The sequence below is a fragment of the Bacillus sp. F19 genome, assembly GCA_023823795.1.
Taxonomy (GTDB): domain Bacteria; phylum Bacillota; class Bacilli; order Bacillales; family Bacillaceae; genus Bacillus_P.
Genome location: CP085710.1, coordinates 4437070 through 4455403, shown reverse-complemented (window position 1 = coordinate 4455403; position 18334 = coordinate 4437070). Strand labels below are relative to the sequence as shown.

Genomic DNA, 18334 nt, shown 5'->3' with positions numbered 1-18334 from the left:
ACATTCAGCGATTACAGTATCAAGCGGGCAATCACAGGAGCTCCAGCCAAAAATCACGATTCCAACCAGCGCTACGTCAGGAAGATATGAAGGGTATATTCATGCTCAAAGTATCACTAAGGCCTATGGTACAAATGATCCATCCATGTGCCGCAAGATATCAATCAAGACGGAGTGGTCAACGAGATAGACATTCGCTGCGTTGAGAAAAACTTCTTAATGAAAGGACCAGATGCACCGGCTGACAAGCAGCCAAAAGAAACACTCGGCAATAGCATGAAAGGACTGAACTGCTTCCTGCGTCTGGTCGGTCTTGAGCCGAAGCAATAGCAAGGTGTAGAAGGGGAGGAATGAAACAGACATTCCTCCTCTTTTTAATAGATAAGAAAGTATAAAATTTTCCCCTGCTGAAGCAAAATGGGAAAACCTTTAAGTGAAAAAGAATTAATACAATCTATGTCGAAATTCACAGAAAACCTAATTTTATGGGGTTCGGAAGAAGTAATAAAAGCTTATAAATCATATAGGGGCAAATAGAACTTTTTTCCTTTTTTAATCTATTATTTTTAAATGTATTTCTAAAAAAATACGAGAAATTGCCATATTCCCTTGAATTTTAACTGAAAATTTACAATATTTGCACAACATTCCTCTAAAAAATAACCGAAAATTTTTAAAAAATATGAATTAAATGACATTTTATAGTATTAAAGTATTAAAAAAATATATTAATAATTTCAAGTGAAATCCCCCAATATACTTTTTTTTTAGGGGTTTGTACAATTTGAATAGCATTACATTATCAGGCAAGGGGGGAAAGGAATGAGCAAAGGTCAAAGATCAAATCTATCCAAACATAGAAAGTTGGTGTTCATCTGCAACAATAAAAAATATAACCCTGTATCTCAAGTCTTAATGTAAGCAAATTCCAGAAAGGAGTCGAATTGATGAAAAGGAACAGACATGGTCTTGTTGCAGTTAACTTAATTTTATGCATGTTGTTACTCGTCTCTACTTTTTTACCTCAATTTGCTTTGGCTAATTCCAACTCCAAAGCAAGTATTACTCTTCATGAAAGTTCTGAGGCAGTAAGTTCAGAGGCAGCATCTAAAAATGTGAATACAAAGGTAGATAAAAAACTGAACGATCAGTTTAATAAGGATAAAACCGTTACATTTTTATTAAAATTAAAAGATCAAGTGGATACAAACAAAGTTGCCAGCGAAACAGCTAAAAAAGCTAAATCTCAAAAACAAACTGCTGCCAAAACCGAATTAATGAAACGTTCGGCTGTCGTCTCCACACTCCGAGCTACGGCTAATGAAACTCAATACTCGATCAAAACCTATTTGAATCAAGAGAAAGAGAAAGGAAATGTCAAAGAGTTTCAATCCTTCTATATCGTCAACGGTATGGCGGTAACAGGAACTAAACAAGTGATGGATAAACTTGCAACCTTCCCTGAAGTCGAAAAAATTCTGCCTAACGAAACGGTACAGATGATCCCGAATGAAAGCAGTAATACATCCACTCAACCAACAGCTGATGCTAAAGCAGAAACTCAAACTGACACCCAAGCGGACACTCGGGAAGACACTCAGACAGACACCACTTCAGTCGAATGGAATATTGCAAAAATTGACGCACCAAATGTCTGGAAGATGGGCTTTGATGGTACGGGAACTGTAGTCGCTAGTATCGATACAGGAGTCCAGTGGGATCACCCTGCTTTAAAAGAAAAGTATCGGGGTTACAACCCAGCCAATCCAGATCAACCTGACCATACCTTCAACTGGTTTGATGCTGTTAATGGGAGTTCGACTCCAAATGATACAACTAAACAAGGTACCCGCGTCACAGGAATCATGGTAGGTTCTGAACCTAATGGTTCAAATCAAATTGGGGTTGCTCCAGGTGCAAAATGGATCGCTGTGAAAGCCTTTTCAAGCTATGGTGGTAGCGGAACCCAAGTCGATCTACTGGAAGCCGGAGAATGGATTCTAGCTCCAAAAGATGCTGAGGGCAACCCACATCCAGAAAAAGCACCTGATGTAGTGAACAACTCATGGGGTTCAGTTCAAGAAGGAGTCGATGAATGGTTCCGTCCAATGGTGCAAAACTGGCGTGCAGCTGAGATTTTCCCTGTGTTCGCTGCTGGAAATTCAAGCTATAAAGAAGGGTTAATCTGGACCCCAGCCAACTATCCGGAATCGTTTGCTGTTGGGTATACAGATAGTAATAATCTGCGGGGGTTTCACTCAGGACGCGGTCCTTCGGCATATGGAGTAATGAAGCCAGACATTTCCGCTCCAGGTGAGAACATTCGCTCTTCCGACCTACGTGGCAGCTATTCGACTTTATCTCTGACTATGTTTGGTGCACCACACATTTCTGGAGTCGTTGCCTTGATGAAGCAGGTGAATCCATCTCTTTCTGTTGATGAAATTGAAAAAATTTTAAAAGATTCAGCAACACCATTAACTGATTCCACCTATCCAACTTCACCAAACAATGGGTATGGTCATGGACTAGTAAACGCCTATATGGCCGTATCATCCATAACCAGCGGACTTGGCCGCGTTCAGGGACAAGTGGGTCATGAAGGTCAGGATACTGAGAATCCAACTTATGAACATACCGCTCCAACTGAAAACTTTGAAAATATGACATTACCTCTTACTGTTCAAGTACAAGACAATGTCAGTGTTAGAAGAGTAGAGCTAGAATACCGTGCAAGCGAAACTGCCGAATGGCAAACAGTAGCAGCAACTCGTACCGCAGGTAACTATAAGAGCGGAACGTACCAAGCCGTGATTCCGGCTGATGCCATACAGGTTCCAACCCTTACCTATCGTTGGCGCATCACGGACTATGGACAAAATGCGGTTACTTCTGACGATTACAAAGTACCAGTCAAAGCGGGTATTAGCACTGGTTATTATCAAGATTTTGAATCTATACCGAACGGCTGGACTTCTTATGGTACGAAAAACACTTGGCAATGGGGAGTACCTGCCTACGACAATGGACCAGCAACGGCCGCTTCCGGTGAAAAAGTGTACGGAACCAAGTTAAGTGGTCAATATGACGCTAGAGCCAATATGAGCTTGATGATGCCTCGAATCATCGTGCCTGAAGGTAATACTTATCTGCAGTTTAAAGACTGGTATCAAATTGAAAGCGGTTACGATAATGGTTATGTGCTTGTGTCAACAGACAAACAAAACTGGCAACAGTTGTCCAGCATCACTGGTAACTCTCTTGAATGGACTCAACGCCAAATCGATCTAACCGCATATGCTGGTCAAGAAATCTATATCGCCTTTAACCTCACCACAGACGAATTGGGCCAAAGAGCAGGCTGGTATATCGATGATGTCGCCTTAAGCAATACAGCACTTACTACAGCCAATGTAGAACTAGAAGATGCAAGACAACTGGAAAACTCGGATACCATCAAAACAATAAAAATACAAAACGTGATGGCACCTACCGCCGCGATCACACCGGCAGCAGAACAACCCATGACCCTGCCACTTGAGGCTACAGTGAGCGCGCTCGAATCAGGACGTTCTGCTATCACCAACCCAGTTGATGGTAGCTTTACCATGAGACATTCTGCTGGTGAGTTCACCTTACGTGCAGAGTCATATGGATATGTCTCTTCCGAGCAACGAGTGAAGATTCCTAAAGATGGTACGTTAGATGCCAACTTTATCTTAAAACCGGCATCGAAAGGAACGGTTAACGGAACGGTCACAAATAAGCAAACAGGTCAGCCGCTAGCTAACGCAACACTCTCTCTGATCGAAGACGCGGTCATTCAACCTGTACAAACTGATGAAAACGGACATTTCTCTATCACTGCCTATGAAGGAACCTATACATTACATGTGTCCGCGCCTTTCTTTTTCACCCAAGATATCACCATCTCCATCCCAGCAAACGGGCAGAGTGAACAAAATGTTGGGTTACCACCATTTGTAGGCTATTCAAGTGAGATAGGCTATGATGATGGGACAGCGGAAAATGCTAAATCTTGGAGTGTTACTGAAAAAAATGCTTGGGCTGTAAAAATTTCTCTACCTGAGGGCAAAAAAAGCGCCTTAGTCACTGCAGGTCTCGTCCGCTTCTGGGATAAAGGATGGCCGTCTCCAGGTGGAACAGACTTTAAGCTTGCCATCTATGATAATAGTGGAAATCAAGGTGGTCCTGGCAAACAAATAGCGGGTCCATTTGATTCGACTGCACTAACGAATGGGCAATGGTCGGTTGTCGATTTGTCAAATGAAAGCATCTTCGTAAACGACGACTTCTATTTTGTCTATCTTCAAGAAGGCGTCTACCCGAATGCTCCAGGACTTGCTATTGATACAAACAGTAAAAGCGCGGGTCGGAGCTGGCAAATGCAAAATGGTGTTTGGGTACCGTTCCCTCAAAATCAGGGAAACATTATGATTCGGGCACAGGTACAATATGAAGCGATGACTCCAGTGATTACAACACCAAAAGATGCAGCCATCACCAATCAATCTACTTTCACAGTAGAAGGGCAAGCTTCACCTGCTACCCAAGTTCATCTTTTCAATAAAGGGAAAGAAGAGGCTACCACAACAGCTAGAGAGGATGGCACTTTCTCTGTAGATGTGCCCCTTCAAAAAGGTGAAAACGTGCTGACAGCTATCTCTTCATCTAATCAAGGTAGTACGGATCCGTCCGAGCCAGTGAAGATCACCCTTGACCAGGCAAAACCAGAACTAACCATCACCAAACCTGCTGATGGTTTCAAAACAAATCAGAAGGCAGTTACGATTGAAGGAAAAGTGACCGACCTACATCTATCCGAAGTCACTATAAATGGTCAAAAAGTGAATGTCACAGAAGATGGCTCTTACTCCCTACGCCTATTACTCAATAGTGGAGAAAATAAATTTACGGTCACTGCAAAGGACCGTGCTGGAAATGAAACTAGCAAAGGAGTCGCTATTTACGCCAAGTTTAATCCACCTGCAATCACAAATTTAAAACCAGCTCAAGATGTGGTGATAAATAAGGGTAATAAGTTGACTGTCGAACTAGATAGTGAACATGGAATTAGTGGCTCCTTCATTGTTCGCTTACCTTCAACCTATGCAGCTGAAGCCACAACAACAACAAAAACAACAACAGCAACCGCAACCGCCACTTCTGTTGAAATACCATTAACAGAGCAAGGAAACGGTCACTATGTTGGTACCTGGACGGCTCCAAAAGACAAGATTAACGGTGCTGTAATCGAAGTGGTAATGAGAGACGCTTATGGAAACGAATCTCGTCAAATAGCCGATGGTAAAGTGTATGTAAACGTAAGACCTAAGTAAATCATAGATTGATAGATTCAATTTATAAAAGATTTATAAAAATAAAGAAAGTTGGTGGCCATCTACAACAGTTGGTGGCCATCTACAACAGTTGGTGGCCATCTACAACAATTAAAAATACTGCTCCCTTACGCAAGTCTTAATACAAGCAGATTTAAGGAGGATTCAAATTGATAAAAAGGAAAAAACAAGGCCACGTCACATTTAGTTTTATTTTATGTGCATTATTGTTGATCTCTACTTTTTTACCAAATTTCGCTTTGGCTAAACCCAACTCCAAAGAAAGTATTTCTCTTCAGGAAAGTTCTGATGGAGAATCTAAGAGTGCGGAAACAAAGATAGACAAAAAACTGAACGATCAGTTTAATAAGAATAAAACTGTTTCATTTTTATTAGAATTTAAAGATCAAGTGGATACAAACAAAGTTGCAATCGAAACAGCTAAAAAAGCTAAAGCTCAAAAACAAACAGCAGCCAAAACCGAATTGATGAAACGCTCAGCTATCGTCTCCACTCTCCGAGCTAAAGCCAATGAAACTCAATACTCGGTCAAAACTTATCTAGAACAAGAAAAAAAGAAAGGAAATGTTAAAGAGTTTGAATCTTTCTATATCGTAAACGGCATGGCGGTAACAGGAACCAAACAAGTGATGGAAAAACTTGCTACCTTCCCTGAAGTCGAAGAAATTCTACCTAACGAAAAGGTACAGTTAATCCCATCTGAAAGCAGTAACAAATCCACTCAATCAATAGTTAATCCTCTCGATTCAACCGAATGGAATATGGCAAAAATCGAGGCACCACCAGTTTGGAAGATGGGCATTGATGGTACAGGAATTGTAGTTGCTAGTATTGATTCAGGAGTCCAGTGGAATCACCCAGCTTTAAAAACAAAGTATCGGGGTTACGACCCAGCCAATCCAGATCAACCTGATAACACTTACAACTGGTTTGACGCTATTAATGGGAAAGCTGCACCTTATGATGATCATGGTCACGGAACTCACACCGTAGGTACGATGGTGGGTTCTGAGCCAAATGGCACGAACCAAATCGGTGTCGCTCCAGGTGCAAAATGGATTGCTGTAAAAGCCTTTACAGCGCAGGGTGCAACCACTGATGATCTACTGGCAGCTGGAGAGTGGGTTCTAGCTCCAAAGGATGCCCAGGGCAATCCGCATCCAGAAAAAGCACCAGACATAGTGAACAACTCTTGGGGTTCCGGCCCTTTTATCGATGATTTTTACCGACAAATGGTGAAAAACTGGCGTGCAGCTGAAATTTTCCCTGCATTCTCTGCTGGAAATTCCGGTCCTGCTGATGGAAGCGTCGGCTTGCCAGGCAATTATCCGGAATCGTTTGCTACTGGCGCAACAGATACTAAAAATCAGATTGCTGATTTCTCCTCACGTGGTCCTTCGGCATATGGAGTAATGAAGCCAGATATCTCTGCTCCAGGTGTGGGCATTCGCTCTTCTATACCAGGCAGCAACTATGGATTAATGAGCGGAACTTCGATGGCTTCACCAGCCCTTGCTGGAGTCGTTGCTTTGATCAAGCAGGCGAATAAATCTCTTTCCGTTGATGCTATTGAACAAATATTAACTGAAACCGCAATTCCATTAACTGACTCTAGATATCCAACTTCGCCAAACAATGGTTATGGTCATGGTCTAGTTAACGCCTATAACGCTGTCTCCTCCATTTTAACCGGAATAGGCGGAGTTCAAGGACAAGTGGTTCATGAAGGTCAAGATACTGAAAATCCAACTTATGAGCATACCGCTCCAAAAGAAACCTATACGAATATGGTATTACCTCTAACTGTTCAAGCACAAGACAATGTCAGCGTAAAAAGTGTAGAGCTACAATACCGTGCAAGCGAAACTGCCGATTGGCAAACAGTAATGGCAAGTCGTACCACAGGTAACTATAAAGGCGGAACGTACCAAGCTGTAATTCCGGCTGAAGCAGTACAGAACTCAACCCTCACCTATCGTTGGCGCATCACAGATTATGGTGCACACGAGGTTACATCTGATAATTACAACGTACCTGTCAAAACTGGAATCAGCACCGGATATTTTCAAGATTTTGAATCTACACCGAATGGCTGGATTTCTTATGGTACCCAAAACTCTTGGGAATGGGGAGTACCTACCGCTGGGCCATTAAAGGCCGCTTCTGGTGAAAAAGTGTACGGAACCAAGTTAAATGGTCATGTTGATTTCAATGCCAATATGAACTTGATGATGCCTCCAATCATCTTGCCTGAAGGTAACAGCTATCTTCAGTTTAAAGACTGGTATCAACTTGAAGACAAAGAAAGCAAAGACTTTGGTAATGTGTTTGTGTCGACAGACAAACAAAACTGGCAGCATCTGTCCAGCTTTACTGGTAACTCTTCGACATGGACCCAACACCAAATCGATCTATCCGCATATGCTGGTAAACTAATTTATATCGCCTTTAACGTCACCACAGACGATAAATTCACGACAACAGGGTGGTATATCGATGATGTCGCTTTAAGTAATACAGCACTTACCACAGCAAATATTGATCTAGAAGATGTGCAATTGGAAAATTCGGAAGCAATCAAACTAACAGAAATCCAAGACGTGATGGCACCAACCGCCACGGTAACGGTAACGCCAACAGCAGACAAACCTATGTCCCTGCCACTTGGAGCTACAGTGAGCGTGCTTGAATCAGGACGTTCTGTTGTCACCAACCCAGCTGATGGCAGCTATGTTATGTCGACTCATCCTGCTGGTGAGTTCACCTTACGTGCGGAGTCATATGGATACTACTCTTCAGATCAACGAGTGAAGATTGCTCCCAATGGTGAAGCAGAAGCCAATTTCACCTTAAAACCGCTTCCGCAAGGAACGATTAACGGAACGATCACGAACAAGCAAACAGGTCAGCCGATAGCTAACGCAACACTCTCTCTGATCGAAGACGCGATTGTTCAACCTGTACAAACAGATGAAAACGGACGCTTCTCTATCACTGCCTATGAAGGAGACTATACCTTGCATGTGTCCGCGCCTTTCTATCTGAACCAAGATATCAGGATTACTGTCCCTGCAAACGGAAATATCGAACAAAATGTCTCGTTACAACCATTTGTCGGCTATCCTAGTGAGATAGGCTATGATGATGGGACAGCAGAAGCCCATCGCACATGGGATGCCGTTAATAGTGGTTATGCTGTAAAAATGTTTCTACCTGAAGGCAAAACTAGCGCTTTAGTCACTGCTGGTCTCTTCCGTTTCCAGGATTCATCTACCTCAAATATAAAACCAGGTGGAACAGCCTTTCAGGTTGCCATTTATGATAATAGTGGACCTGGCGTGAATGGTTCTCCTGGTAAAATAGTGGCGGGTCCATTTGATGCAACTGCTGTGCAAAATGGGGAATGGACGGTTGTCGATCTGTCAGACAAAGGAATCGTGGTAAAAGACAGATTCTATATGGTCTATATCCAAAAAAACGTCAGCCCGAATACGCCAGCAATTTCATCTGATACAAGTACTACACCTGCGAGACACAGTTGGATAATGTATAATGGAGAGTTTGGACCAGCCCCTTACGAGAACATTATGATTCGGGCACAGGTAAAATATGAAGCAATGGCTCCAGTGATTACAACACCTAAAGATGCAGCCATCACCAATCAATCTACTTTCACAGTAGAAGGGCAAGCTTCACCTGCTACCCAAGTTAATCTTTTCAATAAAGGGAAAAAAGAGGCTACCACAACAGCTAGAGAAGATGGCACTTTCTCTGTAGAGGTTCCCCTGCAAAATGGTGAAAACGTACTGACAGCTACCTCTTCATCTGATCTAGGTAGTACGAAACCGTCCGATCCAGTGAAGATCACCCTTGACCAAGCAAAACCAGAACTAACCATTACCAAACCTGCTGATGGTTTTAAGACGGATCAACAAACAGTTACAATCGAAGGAAAAGCGACCGACCTGCATCTATCCGAAGTCACAATTAATGGTCAAAAAGCAAATGTCACAGAAGATGGCTCCTACTCCCTAGATGTCCTGCTCAATAATGGAGAAAATAAATTTACAGTTGCCGCAAAAGACCGTGCAGGAAACGAAACTAACAAGGAAGTCACTGTTTACGCCAAGTTTAATCCACCTGCGATCGAAAACTTAAAACCAGATCAAAATGTGGTGATAAAAAGGGGTAAGACGTTGACTGTCGAACTAGATAGTGAGCCAGGAATTAGTGGTTTCTTCTCGTTAAGCGTACCTTCAGCCTATGCATCCGCAACCGCCGCTTCTGTTGAAATACCATTAACAGAACAAGGAAAAGGTCACTATGTTGGTATCTGGAAGGCACCAAAAAACACGATCAACGGTGCTGTGATCGAAGTGGTGATGAGAGATGCTTATGGAAATGAATCTCGTCGAACAGCCGCTGGTAAAGTGTATGTCAAGTAAAAGCTAACTAAATCATAGATTGAATGAAACAGATGAGTAGACCATAGAATCACCTTTCACTTATATCCTAAATGGGTAAAGTGAAATGAGTGCTCTAAAACAAATATAGCCGGTGATTGGTTGCTGGATGTTTCCATTTGAATCTATTGAATATGTTATGAAAGTCTTCGTTAATCAAGTTCGAAATGGAAGGTTCTATCGGTTAATAAAAGAAAGAAAGGCTCACCAGTTTCTGGTGAGCTTTTTTGTGATTTGTGATAAGGAAGGTATAATCTCTATTTCTGACTTTATCCGGAGACTACCTTTTGTATCGCACTTTTTTATTATATACATGCCCTCCCTTAAATCGAAAGAGCTGTATATTTCCTTCTTTATAAGTTTCTCCAAAAACTAAAATCTCCGCCAGAACAGTAAATGAATGTCCTTTTCAATGAATTTTTTAATGCCTTGTAGTATCATAAAATAATAAAGGAGGCTGAGGCTGCTTTGATTTATATTGGACTTACAGGCTGGGGAGATCATGATGCGCTTTATCCTAATGGTACTTCTGCCAGAGCTAAGCTGAAGGAATACTCTGGACATTTTCCGATTGTTGAAGTGGATGCCAGCTTCTATGCTGTGCAGCCTCAGCGCAACGCAGAAAAATGGGTGAAGGATACCCCTGACAGCTTTCAATTTATCGTGAAAGCTTATCAGGGAATGACAGGACATCAGCGGGGAGATATACCTTTTAATTCTAAAGAAGAGATGTTCCAGGCTTTTTATCATTCTATTGCACCGTATCAGGCAGGAGGTAAGCTTGGGATGGTTTTATTTCAATTCCCGCCATGGTTTGAATGCAAAAAAGAGAATGTCAGTTATTTGAGATGGTGCAAAGAGCAAATGGGTCAAGTTCCCGTTGCGTTAGAATTCAGGCATCAATCATGGTTTGCACCTAATACATATGAGAAGACCCTAACTTTTATGGAACAGGAAAAGTGGATTCACAGCATTTGCGACGAGCCTCAAGCTGGCAGCGGATCCATTCCTGCTGTAGTGAGAGCGACAGATAACAATAAAACGTTAATCAGGATGCACGGCAGAAATGTGCATGGATGGACAAGACCTGCAATTGGTGAAGATTGGCGAGAAGTCAGGTACCTATACCGGTACAATCAGCATGAGTTGCAGGAATGGCATGAAAAGATTGATCAGCTGAAAGATGCGACTAAAGATATTTATCTTCTCTTTAATAATAATTCAGGCGGAGACGCTGCAGATAATGCAAAACAAATGCAAAAGCTTTTAAGTATTGAGTACGAAGACCTTGCACCCAGACAGCTGGATTTATTCAGCGGTGAATAAACGGAAAAGAGTTGGCTTAAATGGAATGGATATTTCTTGTCCTGATCGGTTTTATTGCTGGCACGATCGGGAGTCTTGTGGGGCTTGGTGGAGGCATCATTGTTGTTCCTGCTATGCTCTTTTCATCTGCCTTTTTTACGATTTTTGAAAACGTAACTCCGCAGACGGCAGTCGGAACTTCTTTGCTTGTTGTGATTTTCACTGGCTTATCCTCAACGATTGCTTATATGAAGGTTAAAAAAGTAGATTATAAAAGCGGATGGATCTTTTTTATCGGAAGCGGTCCCGGAGGATTATTAGGCGCTTATCTTAATAAGTATTTAAATTTGGATTCTTTCTCTCTTTATTTTGGGTTATTCATGATTGCTGTCTCACTGCTGCTTATGATGAGAGATAAATGGAAGCCAAAATACAGAGAGCCGGGTCTGGGTGATGTAATCCGCTATTATCCATCTGAAAACGGCAAAGATGCTGCTTATTTTTATAAACCGGCACCTGCTGTCTTTATCTCATTTGGAGTTGGATTTATCTCAGGGCTGTTCGGAATTGGCGGCGGAGCTCTAATGGTGCCTGCAATGGTGATGCTGTTCTTATTTCCGCCGCATATTGCAGTCGCTACATCGATGTTTATTATTTTTCTATCAGGTCTTTCAAGCTCTGTCATGCATATCGCGCTTGGAAATGTGAACTGGCTTTTTGCTTTAGCTTTAATACCGGGTGCATGGGCTGGCGGGATTGCAGGAGCCAAGATTGCAACAAAGCTATCGGGTAAAACCGTGATTAACTTACTGCGTCTTGTCCTCATTCTGTCCGGTATAAAACTGATTTATGAAGGTATTTTTTAATCGAGGAGAATGTAAATGGCAGAGACCATTCATCTATATCACACAAACGATTTGCACAGTTATTTTGAAAACTGGCCCAAAGTTGCGCACTATTTAAAAAGAATGAAAAAAGAACATGCTGCAAACGGTGAAGAAATGATTTTAGTAGATGTAGGAGATCACATCGACCGTGTTCATCCCATTACAGAAGCAACAGAAGGAAAAGCAAATGTCGACCTTCTAAATGCCCTGAATTATGATGCAGTTACCATCGGCAACAATGAAGGGATTACTCTCCCTCATGAAGCGCTTGATACTCTATATAAAGATGCGCGTTTTCCGGTTGTTCTTTCAAACTTATACACCGAACTTGGTGAACGTCCGAGCTGGGTTAAGCCTTATGAAATCATCACTCTATCAAATGGCACGAAGGCAGTATTACTCGGAGTAAGCGTTTTTTACGAAAAATTTTATCAATTGCTCGGCTGGAAAATAAAAGATCCGTTTCTAAGTCTGCAGGAGACGATTGAAATGGTGAAAGATGAAGCGGATATTATCATTTTGCTTTCTCATTTAGGAATAAATGATGATGAAATCGCGGCAAAAGAGTTTCCGGATATTGATGTCATACTAGGAGCTCATACTCATCATATATTTGAAAAAGGGAAACTATTGCATGGCACTTTATTAACAGGTGCAGGGAAAAACTGTGGATTGGTTGGGCATATTTCTCTCACTGTGGATAATGCCCGCACCTTAGTAGAAAAGGAAGCTGAAGTTATTAACATTCTTTCAGAGTCCGAATGTGAAGACACAAAACAATTTCTAGTAAATGAGACTATAAAAAGTGATGAGATCCTATCAGAAACAGTCACTGTTTTAGAAGAGGATTTATCATTGGACTGGTTTGGTCCCTCAGAATTCCCTAATCTATTAGCAGCTGCGATAAAAGAATGGTGCAAGGGAGAAGTCAGCATGGTGAATGCGGGAATGCTGCTTGAGCCTCTTAAAAAAGGCCCTGTCACCAAAAAGGATCTGCACCGAATTTGTCCGCATCCTATTAATCCCTGCACTGTTTATTTAAAAGGAGACGTCCTTAAGGAAGTTATTTTAGAAGCGCGCTCAGAAAGGATGGAGCAGCTGAAATTAAAGGGTCTTGGATTCCGGGGCCATGTAATGGGACGAATGGTTTTTGACGGAATTGAGGTTTTTACAGAGCCATTAGAAGACGGTCTGCACCATGTAAAAGAAATCTTGGTATCAGGGGCACCCATACAGCCTGATCGAATTTATGCAGTAGCTACGGTGGATATGTTTACACTTGGTGTCTTGTATCCAGCTATAGGTCATGCGGAAAAGAAAACGTATCATATGCCCGAAATGCTGAGGGACTTGCTTGCCTGGAAGCTAAAACAGGTACATTCGTCCAAGAATGCCTAATTTTCACACTCCATGTCTGCTTTCTTCATAAATTGTAGAAGGAAGGGAGTGTGAAATAAGATGGTATCAATGACACCAATTATTATTGAAAACAATCAGTTTACAGCCATTACGGTAGCATTGCCAAAAACCAATTTTTTGGCTGTGACAAGTGAGAAGGGATACATTATGTGCGGCGCGCTTGATGTAGCTTTGCTCAATGAAAAATTAAAAGACCGCGGAATTATTGCTGGGCGTGCAGTAGGCGTCCGTACCATTGAACAGCTGCTTGATGCCCCTCTTGAATCCATTACATTTGAAGCGGAAAATCGCGGCATACACGTCGGTATGAGCGGCAGAGAAGCACTGTTGAGAATGCTGTAATGATATAAAAACAAAAGCGCCTTATTTTAGGAATAGCTTATTAAATATTCATTTCAAAATCATAGATGAAAAAGAATGCGTACATCCCTCCTTGCTTGCATAAACATATCATGTAAAGGGGGGATTTATTTTTGGCCAGATTCCGCAAACGCCCTCAGAAGAAGGGGCCGCTTCCTTTCCGGTATGTATTCCTGCTTTCACTTGTCTTTTTTATTTTTTCTACAGCTGCAGGTCTGTGGATCGTTAATAAAGGAATTGAACCAACATTAATGACTGTTGCAGAGACAGAAACGAAACGGATTGCAACACTCGTCATTCAAAATGCAATTAATAAAGACATAAAAGAAGACGTTGATGTGGATGAAATGTTTGTTGTCGATACAGATGAAAAAGGGAATGTTACTACGATAGATTTCAACGCGAAGTTTGTAAGAAGCGTGCTTGCTAAAACAACAGATAAAATTCAAACGAACTTGAGAGAAGCTTCGAAAGGAAATATAGATGCACTTGAGCTTCCTGAGGGAGAACATATATCAAAAGATGAGCAGGGAGAGGGAATTATCTATTCCATCCCATTGGGTCAGGCTGCAAATAATGCGCTGATCGGTAACCTGGGGCCAAGGGTTCCGGTTCGCTTCTATGTCGTGGGAGAAGTGCAGACTGACGTAAAAGAAACCATTCAGCAGTATGGAATTAATAATGCTTTAATAGAGATTGCGGTTGAAATTGAAGTGAATGTAGAAGTTGTCATCCCCTTTTCCACTCAAACCGCTACTGTAAGAAACACAATCCCAATTGCAATAAAAGCTGTACAGGGGCAGGTTCCAAGTTATTACAATGGCGGCGGAGGAAGTTCTCCTCCTGCAATTGATGTTCCTGAGGGCTCATCTGGAAGGTAAAAAAGATGCTGAATTCTATTATATCTTCATGTAAAGACAGTGTGCCTTGAGCTGCTGTCTTTGTTCCAGTTTTTAAGCCTGTTGATAAAACTTAGAGCGGAGCCATCATACTAAAAAAGCGGGTCAGCGTATCACTGCTGACCTGCTTTTTATTTTCTTTTTCTTTTTCTGTATTCTGCACGTTCCCAAACTTTTAACTGCGGATAAGGGTCATAAGACCATTCTGTCCTGCCATTATCCTTATACATGCCGTAATGGAGATGCGGAGGGAATTTTCCCGAGGTTCCGGGAGGACCGTAGCCTGAGCTGCCGACTGAACCGATTAACTGGCCAGGCTCTACAATTTGTCCTGGCTGCAGCCCGTCAGCAAATCCGTTTAAGTGGGCAAAATAATGGTAGGTGTTGGAGCTGTCGCGTATACCAAGTCTCCAGCCGCCGAACCTGTTCCAGCCTTTCATTTCAACAATACCATAGCAAGTAGAGCTCACAGGAACTCCGTAATTAGCGAAGATGTCTGTGCCTTCATGTATTCTTCGCCCGCCCCAGCCGCGTGCATCTCCCCATGTATTTTTATAACTGTAATTGAAGCGAATGGGCACAGGGAAAGAATGCTGATCAAGATCCAATCTACCGTATTTTTGAAAAAGCTTCATATGCCCCGAGATCAATCCAATCGTTTTATCACGCTGATAATAATCCCAAAGACCAATTTTTATATTTTCGAGATCAATTCCATAAGACAGCAAATAGGCTGCAAACGTAAATAGCACATCTTCGTCATTGTCAGGCTCAGCCTTGCCGTCGCCATCTCCGTCAATTCCAATTCCTCCGAACAATGAGATGCTCGTTGGGTTTGTGTCAGATTGGTCTGGATTTTGCACACCGGCCCATACTTCCGGTCTGATATAGATGCCAATTACGCCTTTTGCTTTTGGGATATCATTCCTGGTTCTTCTTACATTACGCTCATATTGATCAACAGAGGCCAGTACGTACCAGGGGATTTGAGTAATGGTTTCAGCCTTTTTAAATAAGTTCATTCGTTCTTGATTAATTTGTTCGATGCTTTTATCTGCACCCAGCACTTGATTCGGCAGGGCGGTACAGAAGAAACAAAGAATAAACAGGATCCATATTTTTCTCACATTACCGGTCTCCTTTAAAACCAATTTCATAACCTTAGTTTGGTGTAATAAAGAAAATTCATATGTAGAAAATGTTAGAAATTTCTTCAATCACCTTCCCTTGTCCTATCTTGATCTGTTATGTTAAAGTGACTAATGTACATGTTTATTTTCATTTTCCTTTTATGCTGATCATTCGCAGAAAACACAGAGGAATACTTACAATACATACTGGAGATGATTCAGATGGCTAAGAAAGAAGAATACCTGAGAAAGCCGGATTGGCTAAAAATAAAATTGAACACCAATGAAAATTACACAGGCTTGAAAAAAATGATGCGCGAGAACAACCTTCACACCGTTTGTGAAGAAGCAAAATGTCCTAATATTCATGAATGCTGGGCAGTAAGACGCACAGCGACATTTATGATTCTTGGCGATGTGTGCACTCGTGCATGCCGTTTCTGTGCCGTAAAAACTGGCTTGCCAAACGAGCTTGATTTGAAAGAGCCGGAACGTGTAGCAGATTCAGTAGCACTAATGAACTTAAAACATGCTGTTATTACAGCTGTTGCAAGAGATGATCTCCGTGACGGAGGAGCTAATGTATTTGCTGAGACAGTCCGCGCTGTCCGCCGCAAAAGCCCGTTTACCTCTATAGAAGTCCTTCCATCTGATATGGGCGGGATCGAGGAAAACTTAAAAACCCTTATGGACGCAAGACCAGACATTCTAAACCATAACATTGAAACAGTAAAACGTTTAACTCCAAGAGTTCGCGCACGTGCAAAATATGATCGTTCCCTTGAATTCTTACGCCGCGCTAAAGAAATGCAGCCTGATATTCCTACAAAATCAAGCTTAATGATCGGCCTTGGCGAAACGAAAGAAGAAATTATCGAAACAATGGATGATTTACGTGCAAATCATGTAGATATTATGACAATCGGCCAATACTTGCAGCCTTCAAAAAAGCATCTTAAAGTATTGAAATATTACACACCTGAGGAATTTGAAGAGCTTCGTGAAATTGCAATGAGCAAAGGCTTCAGCCACTGTGAAGCTGGCCCGCTCGTACGTTCTTCATACCATGCAGATGAGCAGGTTAATGCAGCAACTAAGGCAAGACAGGCACAGGCGTAATAACAAAGCACCCGCATCATTTGATGCGGGTGCTTTGTATTTGCGGGCAGCGGGTAGGATCCGTTTGGTTGATATAAAGTTGAAAACAGGCAGATAATTTCAATTTTCGGTTGTTTAATTTTAATAATCAAAGATATGCGGTCAAACCCGGACTTTTCGGGTGAATTCTTATCTGCCTGCCCGAGTCTGACCAGTCGATTCCACTTTTCTATGTTGTCCAGCTCCATTTCCTAGCCCCTCGGCCAGAATAAATTCCCCGAAAAAGGCAAACCCGGCCTTTTCCGGTGAATTCTTATCTGTCTGTCGGAGCTGAACAGTCGGTTCCGCTTTTCTAAGTTGTCTAGCTCCACCTCCTAACTCCTCGGCCAGAACAAATTCCCCGAAAAAGGCAAAAACCGGCCTTTTCCGGTGAATTCTTATCTGTCTGTCGGAGCTGAACAGTCGGTTCCGCTTTTCTAAGTTGTCTAGCTCCACCTCCTAACTCCTCGGCCAGAACAAATTCCCCGAAAAAGGCAAAACCGGCCTTTTCCGGTGAATTCTTATCTGTCTGTCGGTTCCGCTTTTCTAAGTTGTCTAGCTCCACCTCCTAACTCCTCGGCCAAAACAAATTCCCCGAAAAAGGCAAAACCGGCCTTTTCCGGGGAATTCTTATCTGTCTGTCGGAGCTGAACAGTCGGTTCCGCTTTTCTATTTATACCTAGTCTGCTCGTAGTTATCCTTCATATCCTGGTCAAGGTTTTCGTTTGTTTCACCGTAGCCTTCCCCGTTTGCGTTCTCACCTTTGTTGAGTATGCGGCCTTGTGGCGATTTCAGCATTTCTTTTATTGTATTATTGATGATTTGATCAATATCTCTGTTGTTTGGATCAAGACCTGAGTACCCTTCAATTTGCTTAATCATTTCAGGATTATCTGAAAGGTATACGTGGTAATATCTTGGCACTACGGAAATCGCTGTTTTTTTCACTTGATCGGCTGTTTCATTTCGATTTTTAGAATCGGTCTTATATCCGACCAGTACTTCTTCATCGGTTACGAGCGTTGCAACATCCTGAATATTGGGAAGCTGGACAATTAAGCTTGAAATGGCATTAGCAACCTCTTCGTGATCAATACCAGGTACTTTGTTGTAATCCTCGTCTTCGGCCAGATTGCTCTTTACATGACGAACATAGCCAAAATCAGATGATTGATTGTCTTTTCTGTTTTCTATGCCGTTTTCATTTTTTACATTAACGGTATTGCCGCCGTCTTCAAATAACTCATTTTCACTTGCAGTATTTTGGCATCCACTCATGATGATCATACCTATCAAGGACGCCGTGAACGCGATTTTCTTCATCGCAAACACCTCCGTAACCTTAGGTTGACC

General features: G+C 42.0%; 12 protein-coding genes. 9 read left to right on the top strand and 3 right to left on the bottom strand.

Annotated elements, in window-relative coordinates; translation table 11 throughout:
* Nucleotides 1-147 precede the first annotated feature (147 nt).
* The 8 genes from LIT25_22945 (at nt 148) to yunB (ending at nt 14696) form a co-directional block, all read left to right on the top strand.
* Nucleotides 148-330, top strand: a complete 183-nt coding sequence (locus LIT25_22945) for a hypothetical protein (protein ID USK33344.1) — start codon at nt 148-150, stop codon at nt 328-330.
* Nucleotides 331-947: 617 nt separating this feature from the next.
* Nucleotides 948-5360, top strand: a complete 4413-nt coding sequence (locus LIT25_22940; protein ID USK33343.1) for a S8 family serine peptidase — start codon at nt 948-950, stop codon at nt 5358-5360.
* A 170-nt stretch (nt 5361-5530) separates the two neighbouring features.
* Entirely contained in the window at nt 5531-9826 is a 4296-nt protein-coding gene (locus LIT25_22935) for a S8 family serine peptidase (GenBank protein USK33342.1), read from the top strand.
* A 486-nt stretch (nt 9827-10312) separates the two neighbouring features.
* On the top strand, nt 10313-11170 hold the full coding sequence (locus tag LIT25_22930; GenBank protein ID USK33341.1) for a DUF72 domain-containing protein: 858 nt from the start codon (nt 10313-10315) through the stop codon (nt 11168-11170).
* Between the two features lie 20 nt (nt 11171-11190).
* On the top strand, nt 11191-12015 hold the full coding sequence (locus LIT25_22925; protein ID USK33340.1) for a sulfite exporter TauE/SafE family protein: 825 nt from the start codon (nt 11191-11193) through the stop codon (nt 12013-12015).
* A gap of 15 nt (nt 12016-12030) precedes the next feature.
* Nucleotides 12031-13434: a bifunctional metallophosphatase/5'-nucleotidase gene (locus tag LIT25_22920; protein ID USK33339.1), complete on the top strand. Its 1404-nt coding sequence runs from the start codon at nt 12031-12033 to the stop codon at nt 13432-13434.
* 60 nt (nt 13435-13494) lie between these two features.
* The gene (locus LIT25_22915) at nt 13495-13797 is read left to right on the top strand and encodes a DUF1805 domain-containing protein (GenBank protein USK33338.1); all 303 of its coding nucleotides are present in this window, start codon (nt 13495-13497) and stop codon (nt 13795-13797) included.
* A gap of 131 nt (nt 13798-13928) precedes the next feature.
* The gene (yunB, locus tag LIT25_22910) at nt 13929-14696 is read left to right on the top strand and encodes a sporulation protein YunB (protein USK33337.1); all 768 of its coding nucleotides are present in this window, start codon (nt 13929-13931) and stop codon (nt 14694-14696) included.
* A 149-nt stretch (nt 14697-14845) separates the two neighbouring features.
* On the opposite strand, the gene LIT25_22905 is transcribed toward yunB, so the two are convergent.
* The gene (locus tag LIT25_22905; protein ID USK33336.1) at nt 14846-15841 is read right to left on the bottom strand and encodes a M23 family metallopeptidase; all 996 of its coding nucleotides are present in this window, start codon (nt 15839-15841) and stop codon (nt 14846-14848) included.
* 225 nt (nt 15842-16066) lie between these two features.
* On the opposite strand from LIT25_22905, the gene lipA reads away from it, so the two are divergent.
* The gene (gene lipA, locus LIT25_22900) at nt 16067-16963 is read left to right on the top strand and encodes a lipoyl synthase (protein USK33335.1); all 897 of its coding nucleotides are present in this window, start codon (nt 16067-16069) and stop codon (nt 16961-16963) included.
* A gap of 168 nt (nt 16964-17131) precedes the next feature.
* On the opposite strand, the gene LIT25_22895 is transcribed toward lipA, so the two are convergent.
* Nucleotides 17132-17437 carry a hypothetical protein gene (locus tag LIT25_22895; protein USK33334.1) on the bottom strand — a complete coding sequence of 102 codons (306 nt, stop codon included), beginning with the start codon at nt 17435-17437 and terminating at the stop codon, nt 17132-17134.
* Between the two features lie 213 nt (nt 17438-17650).
* Nucleotides 17651-18304: a YhcN/YlaJ family sporulation lipoprotein gene (locus LIT25_22890; GenBank protein USK33333.1), complete on the bottom strand. Its 654-nt coding sequence runs from the start codon at nt 18302-18304 to the stop codon at nt 17651-17653.
* Nucleotides 18305-18334 lie beyond the last annotated feature (30 nt).

Coding starts and splice junctions, on each gene's coding strand:
- LIT25_22940 (USK33343.1), top strand. CDS start 948: ATGAAAAGGAACAGACATGGTCTTGTTGCAGTTAACTTAATTTTATGC.
- LIT25_22925 (USK33340.1), top strand. CDS start 11,191: ATGGAATGGATATTTCTTGTCCTGATCGGTTTTATTGCTGGCACGATC.
- LIT25_22920 (USK33339.1), top strand. CDS start 12,031: ATGGCAGAGACCATTCATCTATATCACACAAACGATTTGCACAGTTAT.
- LIT25_22915 (USK33338.1), top strand. CDS start 13,495: ATGGTATCAATGACACCAATTATTATTGAAAACAATCAGTTTACAGCC.
- lipA (USK33335.1), top strand. CDS start 16,067: ATGGCTAAGAAAGAAGAATACCTGAGAAAGCCGGATTGGCTAAAAATA.
- LIT25_22890 (USK33333.1), bottom strand. CDS start 18,304: ATGAAGAAAATCGCGTTCACGGCGTCCTTGATAGGTATGATCATCATG.